15 protein-coding genes are annotated in these 16,845 nt (G+C 45.9%); 11 read left to right on the forward strand and 4 right to left on the reverse strand.

The window, feature by feature from the left end:
- The first annotated feature begins 137 nt into the window (after window positions 1–137).
- Entirely contained in the window at window positions 138–521 is a 384-nt protein-coding gene (locus ACUVJL_RS17875; protein WP_445247088.1) for a hypothetical protein, read from the forward strand.
- A 155-nt stretch (window positions 522–676) separates the two neighbouring features.
- Here ACUVJL_RS17875 and ACUVJL_RS17880 read toward each other — a convergent pair whose 3' ends face one another.
- Together ACUVJL_RS17880 and ACUVJL_RS17885 are read right to left on the reverse strand one after the other, a co-directional pair.
- The gene (locus ACUVJL_RS17880; protein WP_445247089.1) at window positions 677–2,035 is read right to left on the reverse strand and encodes an FAD-binding oxidoreductase; all 1,359 of its coding nucleotides are present in this window, start codon (window positions 2,033–2,035) and stop codon (window positions 677–679) included.
- 254 nt (window positions 2,036–2,289) lie between these two features.
- Window positions 2,290–3,039 (reverse strand): class I SAM-dependent methyltransferase, encoded by a 750-nt coding sequence (locus tag ACUVJL_RS17885; protein ID WP_445247090.1) that lies wholly within the window; start codon window positions 3,037–3,039, stop codon window positions 2,290–2,292.
- A gap of 304 nt (window positions 3,040–3,343) precedes the next feature.
- Between ACUVJL_RS17885 and ACUVJL_RS17890 the strand changes: the two genes are divergently transcribed.
- From ACUVJL_RS17890 to ACUVJL_RS17915, 6 genes are all read left to right on the forward strand, one after another.
- Window positions 3,344–4,813 (forward strand): adenylate/guanylate cyclase domain-containing protein, encoded by a 1,470-nt coding sequence (locus ACUVJL_RS17890; RefSeq protein ID WP_445247112.1) that lies wholly within the window; start codon window positions 3,344–3,346, stop codon window positions 4,811–4,813.
- 384 nt (window positions 4,814–5,197) lie between these two features.
- Complete coding sequence (locus ACUVJL_RS17895) at window positions 5,198–6,610, forward strand: adenylate/guanylate cyclase domain-containing protein (RefSeq protein ID WP_445247091.1); 1,413 nt, start codon at window positions 5,198–5,200, stop codon at window positions 6,608–6,610.
- A 209-nt stretch (window positions 6,611–6,819) separates the two neighbouring features.
- The gene (gene bioA / locus ACUVJL_RS17900; RefSeq protein ID WP_445247092.1) at window positions 6,820–8,139 is read left to right on the forward strand and encodes an adenosylmethionine--8-amino-7-oxononanoate transaminase; all 1,320 of its coding nucleotides are present in this window, start codon (window positions 6,820–6,822) and stop codon (window positions 8,137–8,139) included.
- Between the two features lie 17 nt (window positions 8,140–8,156).
- On the forward strand, window positions 8,157–9,200 hold the full coding sequence (gene bioB / locus ACUVJL_RS17905; RefSeq protein WP_445247093.1) for a biotin synthase BioB: 1,044 nt from the start codon (window positions 8,157–8,159) through the stop codon (window positions 9,198–9,200).
- A 228-nt stretch (window positions 9,201–9,428) separates the two neighbouring features.
- Window positions 9,429–10,040, forward strand: coding sequence for a class I SAM-dependent methyltransferase (locus ACUVJL_RS17910; protein WP_445247094.1), 612 nt, complete (start codon window positions 9,429–9,431; stop codon window positions 10,038–10,040).
- Window positions 10,041–10,211: 171 nt separating this feature from the next.
- The gene (locus ACUVJL_RS17915; protein ID WP_445247095.1) at window positions 10,212–10,886 is read left to right on the forward strand and encodes an SDR family oxidoreductase; all 675 of its coding nucleotides are present in this window, start codon (window positions 10,212–10,214) and stop codon (window positions 10,884–10,886) included.
- Window positions 10,887–11,026: 140 nt separating this feature from the next.
- Here the strand turns inward: ACUVJL_RS17915 and ACUVJL_RS17920 are convergent, their stop codons facing one another.
- Entirely contained in the window at window positions 11,027–11,506 is a 480-nt protein-coding gene (locus ACUVJL_RS17920; protein WP_445247096.1) for a hypothetical protein, read from the reverse strand.
- A gap of 495 nt (window positions 11,507–12,001) precedes the next feature.
- Between ACUVJL_RS17920 and petN the strand changes: the two genes are divergently transcribed.
- The 4 genes from petN to ACUVJL_RS17940 all read left to right on the forward strand — a co-directional run bounded on the left by petN (window position 12,002) and on the right by ACUVJL_RS17940 (window position 13,463).
- On the forward strand, window positions 12,002–12,091 hold the full coding sequence (gene petN / locus ACUVJL_RS17925; RefSeq protein WP_071883976.1) for a cytochrome b6-f complex subunit PetN: 90 nt from the start codon (window positions 12,002–12,004) through the stop codon (window positions 12,089–12,091).
- 92 nt (window positions 12,092–12,183) lie between these two features.
- A complete protein-coding gene (locus ACUVJL_RS17930; protein WP_445247097.1) occupies window positions 12,184–12,786 on the forward strand; it encodes a DJ-1/PfpI family protein in 603 nt (200 codons plus the stop codon).
- Between the two features lie 160 nt (window positions 12,787–12,946).
- Entirely contained in the window at window positions 12,947–13,189 is a 243-nt protein-coding gene (locus ACUVJL_RS17935) for a DUF167 domain-containing protein (RefSeq protein ID WP_445247098.1), read from the forward strand.
- A gap of 85 nt (window positions 13,190–13,274) precedes the next feature.
- Window positions 13,275–13,463 (forward strand): CsbD family protein, encoded by a 189-nt coding sequence (locus ACUVJL_RS17940; protein WP_332952143.1) that lies wholly within the window; start codon window positions 13,275–13,277, stop codon window positions 13,461–13,463.
- 1,035 nt (window positions 13,464–14,498) lie between these two features.
- On the opposite strand, the gene ACUVJL_RS17945 is transcribed toward ACUVJL_RS17940, so the two are convergent.
- Window positions 14,499–16,475 (reverse strand): calcium-binding protein, encoded by a 1,977-nt coding sequence (locus tag ACUVJL_RS17945; protein WP_445247099.1) that lies wholly within the window; start codon window positions 16,473–16,475, stop codon window positions 14,499–14,501.
- Window positions 16,476–16,845: the final 370 nt, after the last annotated feature.

The following is a 16,845-nucleotide window of genomic DNA, read 5'->3' on the forward strand; positions in this document are numbered from 1 at the left end:
GTTAAAGGCGAATACAAAACGTCGAACGTCGTTAGTATATCCAAGGCGGTAACAAGCATTCATCGGGGGAGAATTCCTCCCCCCCCATCCAATGTAAAGCCGTCCTAAAAGGACGGGGTTTCAAACCCATATTTCTGATGAACACCAAAACTTCCAAATCCGGCAAATTGATGGTGGGGATTGCTGCAAGCGCGATCGCATCCTGTGCTCTGTTCTCCCCTCAAGCAAGCTTCGCTCAAGCCAGCGGTTTAAATAATGCCCAACCGCTGCAAGACTTTCAAACTCAAGACAATACCGACCCATTTTCCGGCCGCAGCAGCGGCAGCGGAATATTTGATTTAATTCACAGATCCCAATTGGGAGGTGGCCGCAGCATGGAAGAATTTAGTACCGAACAGCGCCAAAATTTGAACGATGCGGCCGCAGACTTTCGGAACAAACAGCGCCTACTACTGGAAAACCAAGCTGTACCTTCAGAAGGGGCGATCGCACCTACAGAAATTACCGCCCCTGTCCCTTAAATTGCTTTCTTAGTCCGCGCACCATCCGGACTTCGTTTGTCTAGCAGCGGTTTCAACCACCGAGTTTTAATCTTTATTTATTAGTCCGCGCACCATCCGGACTTCGTTTGTCTAGCAGCGGTTTCAACCGCCGAACAATCTAAAAACCATCGCCCTTAATCCCGTTCCAACCACGCCCGCATTTTACCCGGATTAAGCAAACCGTAAGGATCGACCAACTGTTTAAACTGCAACTGTTCCACATTAATACTTTTCATCCCTCCATCTTCCAATATATAAGTGTGAGGATTAGCAATCATTGCGCCTTGCTCTTCGTGATAGCGAATAATTTCATTGAGCCGTGATTCCGTAGTGTAGCGAACTATTTGCAAAGCTGCGGCGATCGCCCTGCCATTCATTCGCAAAAACTCCAAGTGCATCATCACCTCATCCCCATAATAATTGTACAGTTCCTCAATCAATTTCAAACCTTTATCTGGGGGAAAAAGCGTCTGCAAATAAGTCAGAGACGGGTCAGCGCTGCGAGCGTGCAGAGTTGTATGATTCCAAGTAAATTCAGCAATTGCTGCACCTTTGCTCGCTGCTTGCGCGTTTTTTTGATAGCAAATTGTGCCACCATATTCGCGCACCAAATCTTGCAGCGGTTCCAGACAAGATTCAGCTACCATTAACAAAGCGCAGTGCTTACCTTCAGGAATCTCCTCGCGGAAAGCAGCAAAATAACCAGGAATCGGCCAAGCACAAACACAAATTAGTTTTTTGATAATTCCGTCAGCATCGCCCAAAGCTTTACCGAAGTTAGCCGATGTCATAAAATCGTCAAAAGCCACGATGATTTCCGCCCAAGCATAAGCAGGGGCGAGGGGAATTTCTAACTCAGTAATAATCCCATTTGTGCCGTAAGCGTGATTTACTTTTTGCACTTCATCGCCGCGCAATTCGATGACGCGGGGATCGTCTTCCATTGTAACGACTCGAACCGCATGAAGATTTCCCCGATCGCGCAATTGCCCGTAAGTTATCGAACCAATCCCCCCGCTACCGCCGCCAATAAATCCCCCAATCGTTGCGGTGCGATAGGTTGAGGGAACCATCCGCAATTCCCAACCACTTTCTCGCGCTTGTTTGTCGAAAACCGACATTTTCACCCCTGGTTCTACGCAAGCTAAACCCGGTTTTATCCAGCGGATACTGTTCATTTTGGTGGTATCTAAAATGACGCCGCCCTTGAGGGGAATGCACTGCCCGTAATTGCCCGTTCCTGCACCTCTGACAGTTAGCGGAATTTTGGATTTGACGCAGGCTGCTGCAATTCGCAAAACTTCCGCTTCGCTGGCGGGACGAACTACTAAATCTCCTGTTTTATCACTTAAGAGAGGTTGCAAAACAGGACTGAAGTGATAATAGTCTTGAGATAGCTTGACAACTTGCGCGCGATCGCTAATTATTTCGATTCCCGAGAGTTCCGAAGAAAAAGCATCCCAGTCAATACTTTGAATCGCAGTTGCAGTCATTTTTTTTCCTTTATGCTCGCACTATTATATCAAATCCGCGCTTCATCGTCCTGTATTCATCTCTCTGTTCTGGAGACTCTGCGTTAAGAGCGTACTCTGCGGTTTAATCATTCCAATGCAACCGGAATTCATATTATATATTTTCTCAAGCAGAACTTAGTAACATAAAATACTAACTGCCATCTTTATTTAAGCAGTAAAGTGCTTATTCGCGCAGCCTACACATAGAAGTTCTGCCTGCAAGACTGCTTTTTTCAATTAACAAATCCCCCAAACACCGCCATACCGTAGTATTTCCAAGGAACTGCAACAGTGTCAAATCTAGCATTTACCAGCATTTCCAACTGTGCCGAAAGTGTAGCTAGGCGATCGGGACTAGAATATCCGTAAGAGACACTCTTCCCCACATTTGCGCGAATTTGTGCTAAGGTTTCCCCCTGATTTAGCGCCCAATCTTCTCGCGCCGCTTGATAAATATCTTTCATTGCTGCTGATTCTGCTAAAAGAGAATCGGCATTCCAAAAACAGCCACCAGCATTTAAACTTTCGCGAATGCGTTCAAACAATTTCAACTTCATCTCATCCTCAAGATGGTGAATTGCCAGAGATGAAATGCAAGCATTGAATTTATCGCCCAAGCCTGAGAAATTTGGATTGTTCGCCCATTCTCCAAAATCCATTTCTATGCCAGTCCACCGGGCTGCGTATCCTGCCGACTCTATTTTGTCGCGGGCAAAATCAAGCATTCGCGGCGAGTAATCGACAGCCACTATTTCCGCAGACGGGTAGCGTTGGAGAACTTTTAAAGTGAGTTCCCCCGTACCGCAGCCGAGTTCTAAAATGCGGTGGTTTACGCTAGCAATGCAGCCTGCTAATACATCCAGCATTTCGTCATATTTAGGTAAAAGCCGCCGAATGCCGGTATCAAAATTGGCAGTATTGACGAAAACTTCTCCCGGATAAATTTCGTTGCGCGCCGGTGAGGCAGTAGAGTCAGAATTCACGATCGCCAACCATAGACTACAATTGCTATCCTAACCGAGATCGAACAAAAAGTGCGTGAAGTAGGGACAGAACACTGCCGCGTCCTTACTCGATCATCTATACTTCACTCAACAGAAAACCACTATAAACTTATGCGTATTTTTACGGATAACCGAAACAATCGCGGTAAACAATAATTAACCCTCCCTTGCACCAAAAGAGTCTTGCTTTACCCCGGACGCCAGCAAAACAGTCTGAACCAGCAGTGTTATGTTAGTAGTGCATAAATTGAAATCCAGATTAAACCTCACACTTGAGGATACCATGCGCCAGTTGATTTCTCGCAGTCGGGTTGCCATCAGCCAATTTATTTACAAGGGAATTCTGCTTGCGGTGACAATTTTATTTTGTGTAGGTGTAGGAGTAGCGATGGCAAATATGTATCGTCTTTCCTCCTCGCTAATCGAATCGCAAGCCCTCCAAAATGCCACCCTCTATGCCCAAGCTATTAAAGAAGCCCGCACCCTTTACAGTTCCGATATTATCACTCCTCTAAACACCGCTGAAGTAATTAACTTTACCCACGACTACAACCCGACAAAAGTAACTGTTCCCGTACCGGCTACTTTCTTAATAGAACTAGGCAAAAATCTCACAAAAAAAAATCCCCAAGTATCACTTCGTCTCTACAGCGACTACCCGTTTCCCTGGCGACGAGAAGAAGGCGGAGTCCGAGACGATTTTGAACGGCAAGCTATTACCTATTTAACTAAAAATCCGACAAAAAATTTTTTCCGAGTTGATAATTTTCGCGGCAAGCCAGCCTTTCGATATGCCGAGGGAGATATTCTAAGTTCTAGCTGCGTTAACTGTCACAATACTCACCGCGACAGTCCTAAGACTGATTGGAAAGTAGGAGATCTGCGGGGTATATTAGAAATTACTCAACCTCTCGATACCCTCACTGAAAATACTCAAAGTGAACTTAAAAACCTGTTTTTACTGTTAGTAGGACTTTCATTTTTAGGGGTTACAGGATTAATTTTAGCTATCAGCAGGTTACGCCAAAATGCTAAACAATTAGAACAGCGCGTCAGGGAACGCACCGCACAATTGCAAGAAACTAATGTAGAATTGCTGAAAGAACAGGAAAAGAGCGATCGCCTGCTGCTCAATATTTTACCCGAATCGATTGCTGCTAGGTTAAAAGACGGTCAAAGCAGTATTGCTGACGGCTTCGCAGAAGTCACGATTTTGTTTGCGGATATCGTAGGCTTTACCGTGCTTTCAGCCCAAAGATCTCCCGAAGAATTGCTCGATTTCCTCAACGAAATCTTTTCAGCCTTCGATAGTCTGACAGAAAAGTATGGCTTGGAAAAAATCAAAACAATTGGAGATGCTTACATGGTAGTGGGAGGTTTGCCAAACCCCAGCACCAACCACGCCGAAAGCATTGCGGAAATGGCTTTAGATATGCAGGAGGAATTAGCAAAATTTAATGCCAAACATCATGCAGGAATTAACATTCGCATCGGCATCAATACCGGGCCTGCAATTGCGGGAGTTATTGGCACTAAAAAATTTATTTACGACCTCTGGGGCGATGCCGTCAATACAGCATCCCGCATGGAATCCCACGGGATTGCCGGCGAGATTCAAGTCACACAATCAACTTACGATATCTTGCAAAATAAGTATCTGTTTAAAGACAGAGGAATTATCCACGTCAAAGGTAAGGGCGATATGAATACTTATCTGCTTGCAGGCAGGTTAGCCAGCGCACTTTCCGTTTAATTTGTTTATTATATTATTAAGGGGTCTGCTAGTTAGTCCGGAGTCAGTCAATTTTAGATTTTAGATTTTAGATTTTAGATTTACTGCACAGGTGAATCTGAGAATTTGAACTTTGGTCTAAAATTTTTATATATCCACGAGTTAAGTCGGGGGCTGGTATCCGTTGTTGGGCGGGTCATCAGTCATTAGCCGTTAGTGCTTAGCCAAGAAGTAACGCTTAACGGTTGCTGGCTTTTGACTGCTGACAATTACAGGAATTACACAGGGGATGTGAGAAAGGCGGTTTCTGCGCAGTTGCTTCGTTGGCCAACCCAAAATTTATTAGAAAAAACCCGGTTTCTTTTCCTATTCCCTAAACTAGCCATTTGCAAAATAGTAAATTTTATGTACTTGCGAATTTTATCATTCTTGAGTTTTTTCAAATCTCGCTTGTCTAGGCAAATAGCTTTGTGGGTATTTGCTAGCATTCTTGCCATAGAGGGAATTATTTTAGTTCCCTCTTATTTTCGGCGCGAAAATGAACTTTTAAGTCAACTGGAACAGCTATCTCGGGCGACTGTTGATTCCCTAGAGTTTTTGCTTCAACAAGATATTTCCGATCGCACTTTCTTCCAAGAAGAAGTAAAAAATATTACTAAGGATTCTCAAGTAGTGTTAGGACTGTCTATTTACCAAGCTAACGGTCAGCTAATATATACACTTGGCGAACCGCCAGAAATCAGTTTACAGCAACTAAAAAAAGCTCGTATAGTTCACAAACACAATTTCGATGGCAAGAGGTACGATATTGCTTGGACGGAGCGACATTTTGGAGGCGATTACATCTTAATTGTTCGCCACGATGCTTCCACCGTTCAGCCCGAACTATACGCATTTATAGCACGGGTTGCTGTTCTAGTCATCATTATATCAGCCTTTGTCACTTCTGTGACTATGTTCTTTTTAGGGGTGACAGTAATTGCACCTATCTTGAGATTGCGCGATGACTTGATCGCTGCTGGAGACGCTTTGAGCAAAGATCGAGAACAACCTGATTTCTACTCTCTGTCTGTCAAGCGCGATGACGAGTTGGGAGAACTCATGGTCGCATTCAATCAAATGTTTCACCGAGTATACAAGGAAATCGCACAGCGGAAACAAGCTGAGGAAGTATTGCGCGCCGAACAAGAAAAGTCGGAACGTTTATTACTAAATATCTTACCGGCCATGATTGCCGATCGCCTAAAACAAGGTCAGATAAATATTGCGGATGGATTTGCCGAGGTTACGGTTTTGTTTGCTGATATTGTGGGCTTTACCGAAATATCTTCGCGCACGTCTCCTGAAGAATTAGTCAAGTTGCTTAACAAAATATTTTCATGTTTCGATAGCTTGAGCGAGCAATACGGCTTAGAAAAAATTAAGACGATAGGTGACAATTATATGGTAGCAGGCGGTTTACCGCTTCCCTGTACAAATCACGCCGAATCTATTGCCGAAATGGCCCTGGAAATGCAGCAAGAAATTATGAAATTCCGGGACGAATGCGGTCAATCTCTCAATATCCGCATTGGCATTAATACTGGGCCTGTTGTAGCAGGTGTCATCGGCACTAAAAAGTTTATTTACGATTTGTGGGGAGATGCTGTGAATACAGCAAGCCGCATGGAATCTCAGGGGCTTCCGGGTAAAATTCAAGTTAGCACCTCAACTTATGAGTTGCTGTGCGATAAGTATTTGTTGGAAAAGCGCGGTAAAATTAATGTTAAAGGCAAAGGAGCAATGACGACTTATTTGCTGAAAGGCAGAAAATTGTAACTGACAAATTTAACCGTGGCCGGGGAATACGTGATAGGGCGGCAGACGTTGCAGGGCAGCCGCCTTCAACTCCCAACTAGATTTTTTTTAACGAACCGCGAAGACGCGAAGGACACGAAGGAAAAGAAGAAGTAAGAAGAAGTAAGAAGACAAAATAAAAAGTTCACCAGGGAGTAATTATTGCTATATTAAAATGCAGGTTAATATTAGTGAGAAAGGCAAAAATGACGGGTAATGAGGAACATGATTATTCAATTTCACAGATTTGGCAGCCCTTCACGCAAATGAAAACGGCTGCCCCGCCGCTGAAGGTAATTCGCGGCAAAGGATCGGTGTTGGAATTAGCAGACGGGCGGCAAATTCTCGACTGCATTTCTAGTTGGTGGGTGACTGTTCACGGGCACAGCCATCCGGTTCTGGCTGAGGCTCTTTATGAACAAGCCCAAAAGTTAGAACACGTAATCTTTGCGGGATTTACTCACGAACCTGCCCTGAAACTTGCTAGTAAGTTGCTAACTCATACGCCTGCTTCTTTAACGCGGATTTTCTTTTCTGATAACGGATCGACTGCTGTTGAAGTTGCTCTGAAAATGGCTTTTCAATATTGGCGCAATCTCGGAGAAACTAACCGCACTAGCTTTATTAGTTTTGAGGGAGGTTATCATGGCGATACTGTGGGCGCGATGTCTGCTGGCAGAAGTTCGCTGTGGTGGGAATCTTTTGCACCTTTAATGTTTGCTGGGGATGTTGTTCCTTTTCCGGCGACTTTTGACGGTGATGAGGAGGTGGAAAGCAAGGAGGCGGCGAGTTTGGAGAAATTGGAGTTTTTGTTAAAGCAGGGTGGCTATGCGGGAATTTTTATCGAACCTTTGGTGCAAGGTGCCGGGGGAATGCGAATGTGCCGCCCTGAGTTTTTGCAGGATCTCGCCCAACTTGCTCGCCAGTTTAATGTATTGTTGATTTACGATGAAGTAATGACTGGTTTTGGTCGCACGGGCGAACTGTTTGCCTCTGTTAAATCTGCAACGAAGCCGGATATCCTGTGTTTGTCTAAAGGGTTGTCTGGCGGCTGTTTGCCACTTGCTGTCACAATGGCATCGGAGGATATTTATCAAGCTTTCTGGCGAGATGAATCGGACAAAGCTTTTTTTCACGGTCATTCTTACACCGGAAATCCCTTAGCTTGTGCGGTGAGTGTAGCATCCTTGGAGCTTTTGGAGCAAAACCCAAATGTGTATCAAGGGATGGAAAAATTGCACCGCCAATATCTGAATCAATGGCTGAGAAATCATCCTAAACTCGAACGGATTAGGACTTGTGGCACGATCGCAGCAATGGATGTAAAAACCGAAAGTGTTTCGGGGTATTTTAATGACATTGCTCCTGTATTGAAAGCTAGATTTCTCGAAGCGGGTTTTTTGCTCCGCCCCTTGGGAAATACGCTTTACTTGATGCCTCCCTACTGCATTTCTCCTGATGAACTAGAATCGATTTATCGGGTAATTCGTCAGGTTTTGGATACTCTGTAAACCCTTTAATTTTAGTAATGAATTTACCCAATTGGAACGATTTGGCTGACGAGGCGCTGGCGGGCAAATGTATCTCTCGCGAGCAATCTTTAGCCGTATTGCGCGCACCGGATGAGGTTTTGCTGGAACAACTAAACGCAGCTTATCGGGTGCGCCGCCACTACTGGGGAAACCGAGTCAGGCTGCACTATTTGTTAAATGCTCAAAGTGGCCTTTGTCCTGAAGATTGCCATTATTGTTCTCAGTCAAAAATTTCGACTGCGGAAATTGAGAAATATCCGCTTTTAGCTAAGGATAAAATTCTGGATGCCGCCCAACGCGCAGCAGAGTTAAAAGCTGGTACGTTTTGTTTGGTGATTTCGGGTCGCCAACCCAGCGCATCTACTTTCGATCGCGTTTTGGATGCTGTCGAGACTGTGAAGGCAAATTATAACCTGAAAATTTGCGCTTGTTTGGGATTGTTGAGCGAGGAGCAAACTCATCGGCTGGCTAAAGCTGGAGTCGATCGCGTAAATCACAATCTCAATACTTCCGAATCATATCACTCGGACATTTGCACGACTCACACTTTTGGCGATCGGGTTGAAACCGTCGAACACGTAAAAGCAGCGGGAATCACAACTTGTTCCGGCGGAATTTTGGGGATGGGCGAATCGGATGATGATGCGATCGATTTAGCGCTTTCGCTTCGCAATTTGGGCGTTACTAGCGTGCCGGTTAACTTTTTCATTCCGATTCCCGGGACGCCATTTGCAGATGTCAACAGGTTAACTCCCCGCCAATGTTTGCGAATTCTCTGTTTGTTCCGATTTTTGCTTCCTAGCCAAGAAATTCGGATTGCTGGGGGACGGGAGGTGCATTTGCGATCGCTGCAACCTCTCGGACTCTACCCCGCTAATTCTATCTTTGTTGGCGATTATCTGACAACTCCCGGACAAGCTGCCCATCAAGATTGGGACATGATTCGAGATGCGGGATTTGCGATCGAATCCCCCGAAGGTTCTCTCTTAGAAGTTGATTCAGCAGTTACTCAATCGGAGCAAAAAAACCTGGTTGTGTAACTCTTATAGCAGTTGTCAATCAGAGGAAATAGAGTAGGACACGGCAGTGCCGTGTGCCTACCCAATATCTCTACTTCACGCTTACGCATGGGCGGATAGAAACGGAGTTTCTGAGGTAGCAAATGCGTCAGCCTTAAGTTCTTAGATTGTAGGCATAAACCATTATTCTACGGTTAACATTCTTCAATCTAAAATCTAAAATCTAAAATAATACAAAAGGGGGAAATTGTGGACAAACGCGAAGAAATTACGATCGCAGAATACCAGCTAACTGCCGAATCTTTTCGAGAAGGAACTTGGCATCACGACGTATCCCAAAATCGCTCCGCACTGATCGCTGCTATGCCCCGCAATCCCGGTAAAATTCTCGATATAGGATGCGGCCCGGGACGAGATTTAGTAGCGTTCAAGAGCCAAGGACACACAGTGGTAGGCTTAGATGCAACTCCGGCTTTTGTAGAAATAGCTAAGAAGTTATCGGGATGCGAAGTTTGGCAGCAATCTTTTCTGAATCTCGACTTGCCAAAGGCAGAATTTGACGGTATTTTTGCTAATGCTTCCCTGATTCACGTTCCCAGCGACGAGATGGTGAAAGTGCTGCAAGATTTGCACAAAGCCTTAGTTGTTAGCGGTGCAATTGTCATGTCAATGTGCCGGGGAAATTGGGAGGGATACGACGAGCGGCCAACGGGAAAACGCTATACTGCCGGATGGGAATATCATACTTTAGCGCCTTGTTTAGAACAAACAGGATTTGCCATTGTCAATCACTACTATCGCCCCCCCGGTTTACCCCGCGAAGCTCAATCTTGGGTAGTAATAGTCGGCAAAAAAATCTAACGTAAATGGGAAATAGGGAATCGGTAATTGCCAATCATGCCCCTCTCTTCCTCTGCGCCCTCTGCGCCCTCTGCGGTAAAAAAAAACTAATTCAAAAATTTACAGAGGATTGTTGTATACTGTTCCACAGTCAAAAAAACCAATTTCTGCACAACTTAAAACACAATTAATATGACCGAGAAATTCCACATTTTTTTAGCTGGTGCTAGTCGAAACCTCGGCTTAGAAATCGCGAAAGGTCTGACAGCACAAAAGATGCAAGTAACAGCACTTTTGCGATCGCCCGCAACCAGCACCGAATTAGAAGCAATGGGCATCAAAGTCGTGACTGGCGATGCTTTGGATGCTGCCGCTGTGGAAGCTGCGATGGCTGGCGGTGAGCCAATTCATGCCGTAATCAGCACAATTGGCGGCTTGCCAAAAGAGCGAGAAATACCCGATTATTTGGGCAACAAAAATTTGATTAATGCGGCTATCAAAGCAGGCGTGCAAAAATTTATTTTAGTTTCATCCATCGGTAGCGGTAATAGTGCCGGCGCTTTGCCGCCCCAAGCTTTAGAAACTTTGCGCCCGGTTTTAATTGAAAAGGAAAAAGCCGAAAATTATTTGATAGAAAGCGGGATGATTTATACAGTGATTCGTCCCGGCGGACTCAAATCGGAACCTGCCACAGGCAACGGTATTTTAACAGAAGATTGTCGAGTTGCTGGAAGTATTCACCGGGCGGATGTAGCGCAGCTAGTTTGTCAGTGTTTAGTTTCTGATGCTGCTAGCAATAAAGTTTTGTCGGCGGTAGATAAACAGATGGTTTACGGCAATCCCGAATTTGAGGTATTAAATCTGTAGGGACGGGTTTAGGGAAAAATAAGCTGTATCGCATCTAAATTGTATTTTTTGGGCGGGCTAGAAGCCCACCCCACAAGAAAATTGAACTTTTGTGGAACAGGCATCTTGCCTGTTCATAAAAATGCTGCAAGATTTGGCACTCAAGAATCAAAGGGCTTAATCCACGATCGCCCGATCGCCCAATCCAAAACCAAACCCGCGATCGCAAACAATACTACACTCTCGGCACCGCGAACAGCAAACGGCAATAACTCCTGTAGGGCGGGCATCTTCCCGGGTTCAAACAACAATCCAGCATCCAATTGTCCAAAAGCCCGCACCAACCCAAAAGCCAACACCGCACCAGATTTAAGCTGCGGGTTAACATCTCGGCGAATCGCATAGCGGTAAGTCACGCCGAACAAAAAACCGCCCAAAAGTGCGATCGTCCCTCGGGCGGCAAAATTTAGGTCAATTTCCCTTACCTGCAAACTCGCCAGAGAATCCAACCTATCCGCTAGAATTAAGCTATTACCCAGGGCGATCGCCCCAAAACCCAGTAAACAAGACAAAGCAGCAACACTCCCTGCCTTCAAAGATTCTACCCGTTCAGCGGCACTAAAATTTGACGAGTCCTTCACGGCGCCCTCATTCTTAAAATAGCTCAAATTGACTTATAAAAAATACCCTGAAAACCCTGTGACTAGAGTCCAGGGATGAAAGGGCATGGCAGGATAAATCCAGCCTATCAGATATACCAATTGCACAAATGTCTGGCAAGTGTGGTATCGTCAAAAGAGTCGAAAGTTGCGAATTTTGAGAAATCAAGTATCTAGCTTAACAGCAGTACGGATGCTCAAAATAATTAATCATAACCAATACTAAGGTTGTGAATTAATTAAATCGTCAGTAAAAGACGTTAAAACCTACCCCCGGACTGGAGGAAAGTCACGACCGAGGAGCTAGTTGTAAGACTAGGATAGCAGACCGCCATTTTTGGCAAAAGGATTGCGCCCGGAAACCCTGGCAATAGGGATATTAAGACCCGAAAGTCTTAAGAATCCCCGTCGCGATCGCGCGGGGAGTGTCAACATAAGGTTTGGAGTCACTTTGTACAGTTTGTTCAATAAATAGCTATGGATATTTTGTCACTCGGTTGGGTTTCGGTGCTAGTTCTGTTCTCCTTCTCAATTTCAATGGTCATTTGGGGACGCAACGGTTTCTAGATTCCAGAATAGCTTGCGGGGCAAGCTTTTTAACTGCCCCGCATTTTTGGTCCATGCTATTTAACCAAACCAAAATAACAGGAGTTGTAAACATGACAGCAAAAAAAATATTAATGCTAGTCGGCGACTTTGTAGAAGACTACGAAGTAATGGTTCCTTTCCAAGCACTGCAAATGGTAGGTCACACCGTCCACGCCATCTGCCCGGACAAAGCAGCAGGCCAAACAATTCGCACCGCAATTCACGACTTTGAAGGCGATCAAACCTACAGCGAAAAACCCGGTCACAACTTCACTTTAAACGCGACTTTTGACGAAATCAACCCGGCAGACTACGATGCTTTGATTATCCCGGGAGGACGCGCCCCAGAATACATCCGCCTCAACGAACAAGTGCTGCAAATTACCCGCTACTTTGCCAACAGCAAAAAGCCGATCGCATCTATTTGTCACGGCTTACAGGTTCTAACAGCAGCAGGCGTACTCGAAGGCAAACGCTGCACCGCATACCCCGCTTGCAGCCCCGACGTACTCCGGGCCGGCGGCAAATATACAGAAGTTCCAGTTACCGAAGCCGTAGTCGATGGCAATTTAGTCACCGCCCCCGCGTGGCCAGCACATCCTAACTGGCTGGCCCAATTCCTGAAAGTTTTGGGAACGAAGATCGAACATTCAGAAACAATCCTCGTTTCGTGAAGGATAAATAGGAATTAGGCTGTAAAACCAGGTTGATACGCAACAGGTAATGGGTAATTGCCAATTGTCCTTTATTCACGCTTGACTTCTTCCCTCAAAATCCCTCATTTAAATGGGTTAAATCCCGATTCACTGCGCGTTGCCGAACTTCCTTCAGACGATGAAAATCTTAACAGTTAAAGTAAAACCTAATTCCCAACAGCAAAGCATCGCAGAACAACCAGACGGCAGTCTTACAGTACATCTCAAATCGCCGCCAGTTGACGGTAAAGCCAATCAAGAATTAATCATCCTGTTAGCGAAAAAGTTTAAAGTGCCGAAATCTGCGATCGGCATTAAATCCGGTTTTTCCTCCAGAAATAAACTTGTGGAAATTCCAATCGAACCTTTAACTTTGAAATAAAGGTAATAACAAATCTATCTAAAGAGGGAGTCAGACTCAACTTTCAAATCCTATATTAGTAGTTGTAGAGTTAGAATATAAAATTATGAGCATTGAAAATAGAGTCGAAGCAACAGCGAAGAATATTGAAGGCAAAATCCAAGAAGCTGTTAGCGAAGTTACAGGCAATCAGAAAGATAAATTAGAAGGTCAATCCAAGCAGGACGAAGCATCAGCAATTCACCTGAAAGAAGACCTCAAAGATAAAGCAAAAGAGATTGTAGACCAAGCTTAGTAACAGTATTCGCTACAAGTTTCCTGACTACTAAATCCCGCAAACGATATGTTTGCGGGATTTTTTTTTATAAGGAGCCTAAATTATTTGTACCAATATGTAGGGGCGGGTTTTACCAACCATAATTGCCAAAAACTAACCATCTCATAAACCCGTCCACACCCACCCAATAATTCAGAATTAATTGAATTTAACGGTTGGGCGACGATGGTTAATCGGGTTTATATCATGTCCGATCGATTAACCATAATATCCCGGTCGGGGCGGGTTTTTGAGATGGTCAATTATTGGCAGGTATTGTTGGCGAACCCTCCCCTACAAAAATCCCGGTCGCTGGACCGGACATGATATTATTCGTTGGGTGGGGGGGTGGTTTATCAACATTATTGGTGCGTGGCAAAATTCATCGGCGAATCGCCCCTACAGATTCTAGTAATTCATAATGCAAAAGCATTAATTTTGTGGTGGGAATTGTCTCTCTTGCATAACTTGTGCCATCTTGATGAGAAAATTATACCTCAAAAGCACTGCCATCAAATTCCATCACAACTGTTCCTACTTGTCATGAAAGATAATTTAATGATTTGTTTTGTTTAAAAATGGGTTGCTTCTAAGTCTCCTGTTAAAGCAACAATATCTAGGTCTTTAATTGTTTTCATTATTTTTACCTCACTTTTTGACTTGGCTGGGGGCGGGCCGATCGAGATTAGTCCTGGAGGCAGAAACCGGGTTTTTACTCAAATACTGCATCCCGGCCTTTAACTAGGAGTGAAAAGCCCAGTTTCTTTAGTTCTGATGCGTCATTGCTAAAGATTATTGGCGCGTGGCAAAATTCACCCGTGAACCCGCCCCATGCCCCATGCGATTTTCGCTTTTTGATTAAAATTACCAATCAATCTAAAATCTAAAATTGCCCCATGCTGATGCCCACAAAAAAGCCAGGGATGGATATCCCCAGCTCGAAACATAGCACAATTAGTTTTGAGAGTTCGTAGGGCGATGTTTCAGAATCGACCCCACCCACTTTTACCCAAATTAAATCAGGGTAATGTCAGAAGCCGTAATGGCCGGTTTGTTATTCAGAATTGCCAGCGTAACGCCTGGGTTAGAACCACCAGAACCGTCAGTGTCAAATCCTAGTCGTCCGGTTGCATTTTCATAAAAGAGGAACGGTTGGTTCCCAGCCGCCCCGGCTGGACCAAAACCGCTAGGGTAAGCCCCATTCTCAAGCACCAAGAACGACCTCGCAGAAAGTCGATTCGTACCTTCCACTGCACTCAAGCCGGGGAAGCCGTTGAACTGCAAGATAAACTTGTCTTGACCGACCGTAAAATCGCCGATTTGGTCTGGCTGACTACCCACCTGGCCGGTGCTGGGGTCGATGGTGACGCCCTCGCCGAAGTTGTTGTAGTAGAAGCTGTCATTGCCACTGCCACCAATCAGCGTGTCATGACCAGGCCCGCCGGCGATAGAGTCGTTACCGTCGCCCCCGATCAAATAGTCGTTCCCAAAGCCGCCCAACAGCGTGTCGTTTCCGCCACCGGCATCTAAGGTATCGTCCCCGTCAACTCCTGGGGTGATAAGATTGGTGGGGCCGCCGAACAGTATGTCATCGCCAGCACCGGTAGTTATGGAATCAGTGCCGTTGCCACCAGTGATGAAGTTGCTACCTAAGTTATCAGTAATGACGTTTGGCGCTGTTAGACCGGTAAAGTTGACACCAGTAGCATAGGAGATGGTGTCGTTACCGCCAAGCGTGCCAATTAATCGATCGCCCGTGGTGGCAAACAGGATTCTGTCACTTCCTTCACCGCCGTTCATGTAGTTGATGGCGCCAGTGCTGCTGTTGCCAATTAACAGATCGTTGCCGAGCCCGCCGTCGAGACTAATCCGCGTAACACTAGTACCGTCAAAAGTGGCAAAAGAAGCATTGAGCGTATCGTTGCCGTCTGCACCGGAGGCTTGAGTAAAGATGCCGCTCAAGCTGTCACTGCCTTCGCCGCCGATCATTGTATCCGTCGCAAAAGCTGCAACGATCGTGTCGTTGCCCACTCCGCCGTCGAGCAAGTTGCGACCCGCGAAGCCTGGAAATGAACTCGATGCGCCTACACTCGAAAATGCAGTCACCGTCCTCGACACGATGAAGTCGTCGCCTGCACCTCCCAGGGCGGTATCAGAAGTGGCAAAAACGCTGATCGTGTCGTTGCCGTCGCCGCCGTCAAAGAAGTTTCTGCCGCCGCCAAACTCGCCGATCGCGCCGTAGAGAGAATCGTTGCCCGCACCGCCAATCAAGCTGGTTCTCTCAATGCCGATCGTGAAGACGGTCGTACCAAACGCGCTGGTTTGCGTAGTGTTGGTAATCACTAAGATGTCGTCGTTATCATCGCCGGACAGGTAGCTGCTGCTGGCCACACCTCTTAGGGTGTCGTTGCCTTTACCGCCAAAGAGACTGTCTCTTACATTGATACCTACAACTAAGTCGTCACCCAAATCACCCCGCAAGTAGTTGCTGCCTTCATTGCCAGCGAAGCCAATAGCCAAGCCACCCTGTAAAGAGAGGTTGTTGCCACCGCCTGCGATGAAGAAGCCGATCGCGTCATTGCCCTTGCCGCCGTAGAGGGTGTCTCTTCTCTGCGCCCCTCCCAGCATCGTATCTGCCCCGTCATTACCAAAAATGAGGTTAGCTTCGACAGTACCTTGGAGGAAGTCTTCTCCCAAACCGCCGTACAGGCTAGCGCGGGCTTCAGCGACTATGGTGTCATTACCTGCGTCGCCAAACAGCAAAGCCGGAGTCCGCTGGGATCTGATTGAGTCTTCGTCCTCGCCGCCGTACAGTGTATCGTTCGGGCCAACTGAAATCAGAGTATCGTTATCGGCTTGGCCAAATATTAAGCTGCCGCCCAGGGTGGAAGTTCTAACGAAATCCGCCCCGGCTCCGGCGAAGATTGTATCCGGGCCCAGTCCCGGAAGGTTTAAATCTAGTTGATTAGAATCGTCATTTAACGTTGTCATACAGCTTCACTCCTCTACTTGTTGGTCATCGCTTGTGCGACTACAGACACTGCCTAGAACACCGAATGTTTGGATGCCGCTGTAGTTTAACCTGTTTGCCAGCCGCAAGTCTAGCCTACTGGCCTTAACCCTGTCTAGACTTTCTCCCTCGCGGACTTTTTGCTTGTAAGCTTTTATTTTCAATGTCTTCACCCTTTAATAACCCTTTTGCACAGTCTCAGGTGCTCACGCTCAAGAAGACGCGGCTCCTATTCTTAATGTTCCATTCTGGATTGGCGGTCGGGGATCGCGTCCGGGGGAGGAAATTAAAGATTAAAAAAGGCAGATCTGGGTGATCGGGAAGACAAGGGAAATTGAGAGATTTGTTACT

The sequence above is a fragment of the Microcoleus sp. OTE_8_concoct_300 genome, from assembly GCF_031383065.1.
Lineage (GTDB): Bacteria > Cyanobacteriota > Cyanobacteriia > Cyanobacteriales > Microcoleaceae > Microcoleus.

Bases quoted from the DNA above. Each gene is read 5' to 3' on its own strand.
- ACUVJL_RS17875 (WP_445247088.1), top strand. From the start codon at position 138: ATGAACACCAAAACTTCCAAATCCGGCAAATTGATGGTGGGGATTGCT.
- ACUVJL_RS17880 (WP_445247089.1), bottom strand. From the start codon at position 2,035: ATGACTGCAACTGCGATTCAAAGTATTGACTGGGATGCTTTTTCTTCG.
- ACUVJL_RS17890 (WP_445247112.1), top strand. From the start codon at position 3,344: ATGCGCCAGTTGATTTCTCGCAGTCGGGTTGCCATCAGCCAATTTATT.
- ACUVJL_RS17895 (WP_445247091.1), top strand. From the start codon at position 5,198: ATGTACTTGCGAATTTTATCATTCTTGAGTTTTTTCAAATCTCGCTTG.
- bioB (WP_445247093.1), top strand. From the start codon at position 8,157: ATGAATTTACCCAATTGGAACGATTTGGCTGACGAGGCGCTGGCGGGC.
- ACUVJL_RS17915 (WP_445247095.1), top strand. From the start codon at position 10,212: ATGACCGAGAAATTCCACATTTTTTTAGCTGGTGCTAGTCGAAACCTC.
- petN (WP_071883976.1), top strand. From the start codon at position 12,002: ATGGATATTTTGTCACTCGGTTGGGTTTCGGTGCTAGTTCTGTTCTCC.
- ACUVJL_RS17930 (WP_445247097.1), top strand. From the start codon at position 12,184: ATGACAGCAAAAAAAATATTAATGCTAGTCGGCGACTTTGTAGAAGAC.
- ACUVJL_RS17935 (WP_445247098.1), top strand. From the start codon at position 12,947: ATGAAAATCTTAACAGTTAAAGTAAAACCTAATTCCCAACAGCAAAGC.
- ACUVJL_RS17940 (WP_332952143.1), top strand. From the start codon at position 13,275: ATGAGCATTGAAAATAGAGTCGAAGCAACAGCGAAGAATATTGAAGGC.
- ACUVJL_RS17945 (WP_445247099.1), bottom strand. From the start codon at position 16,475: ATGACAACGTTAAATGACGATTCTAATCAACTAGATTTAAACCTTCCG.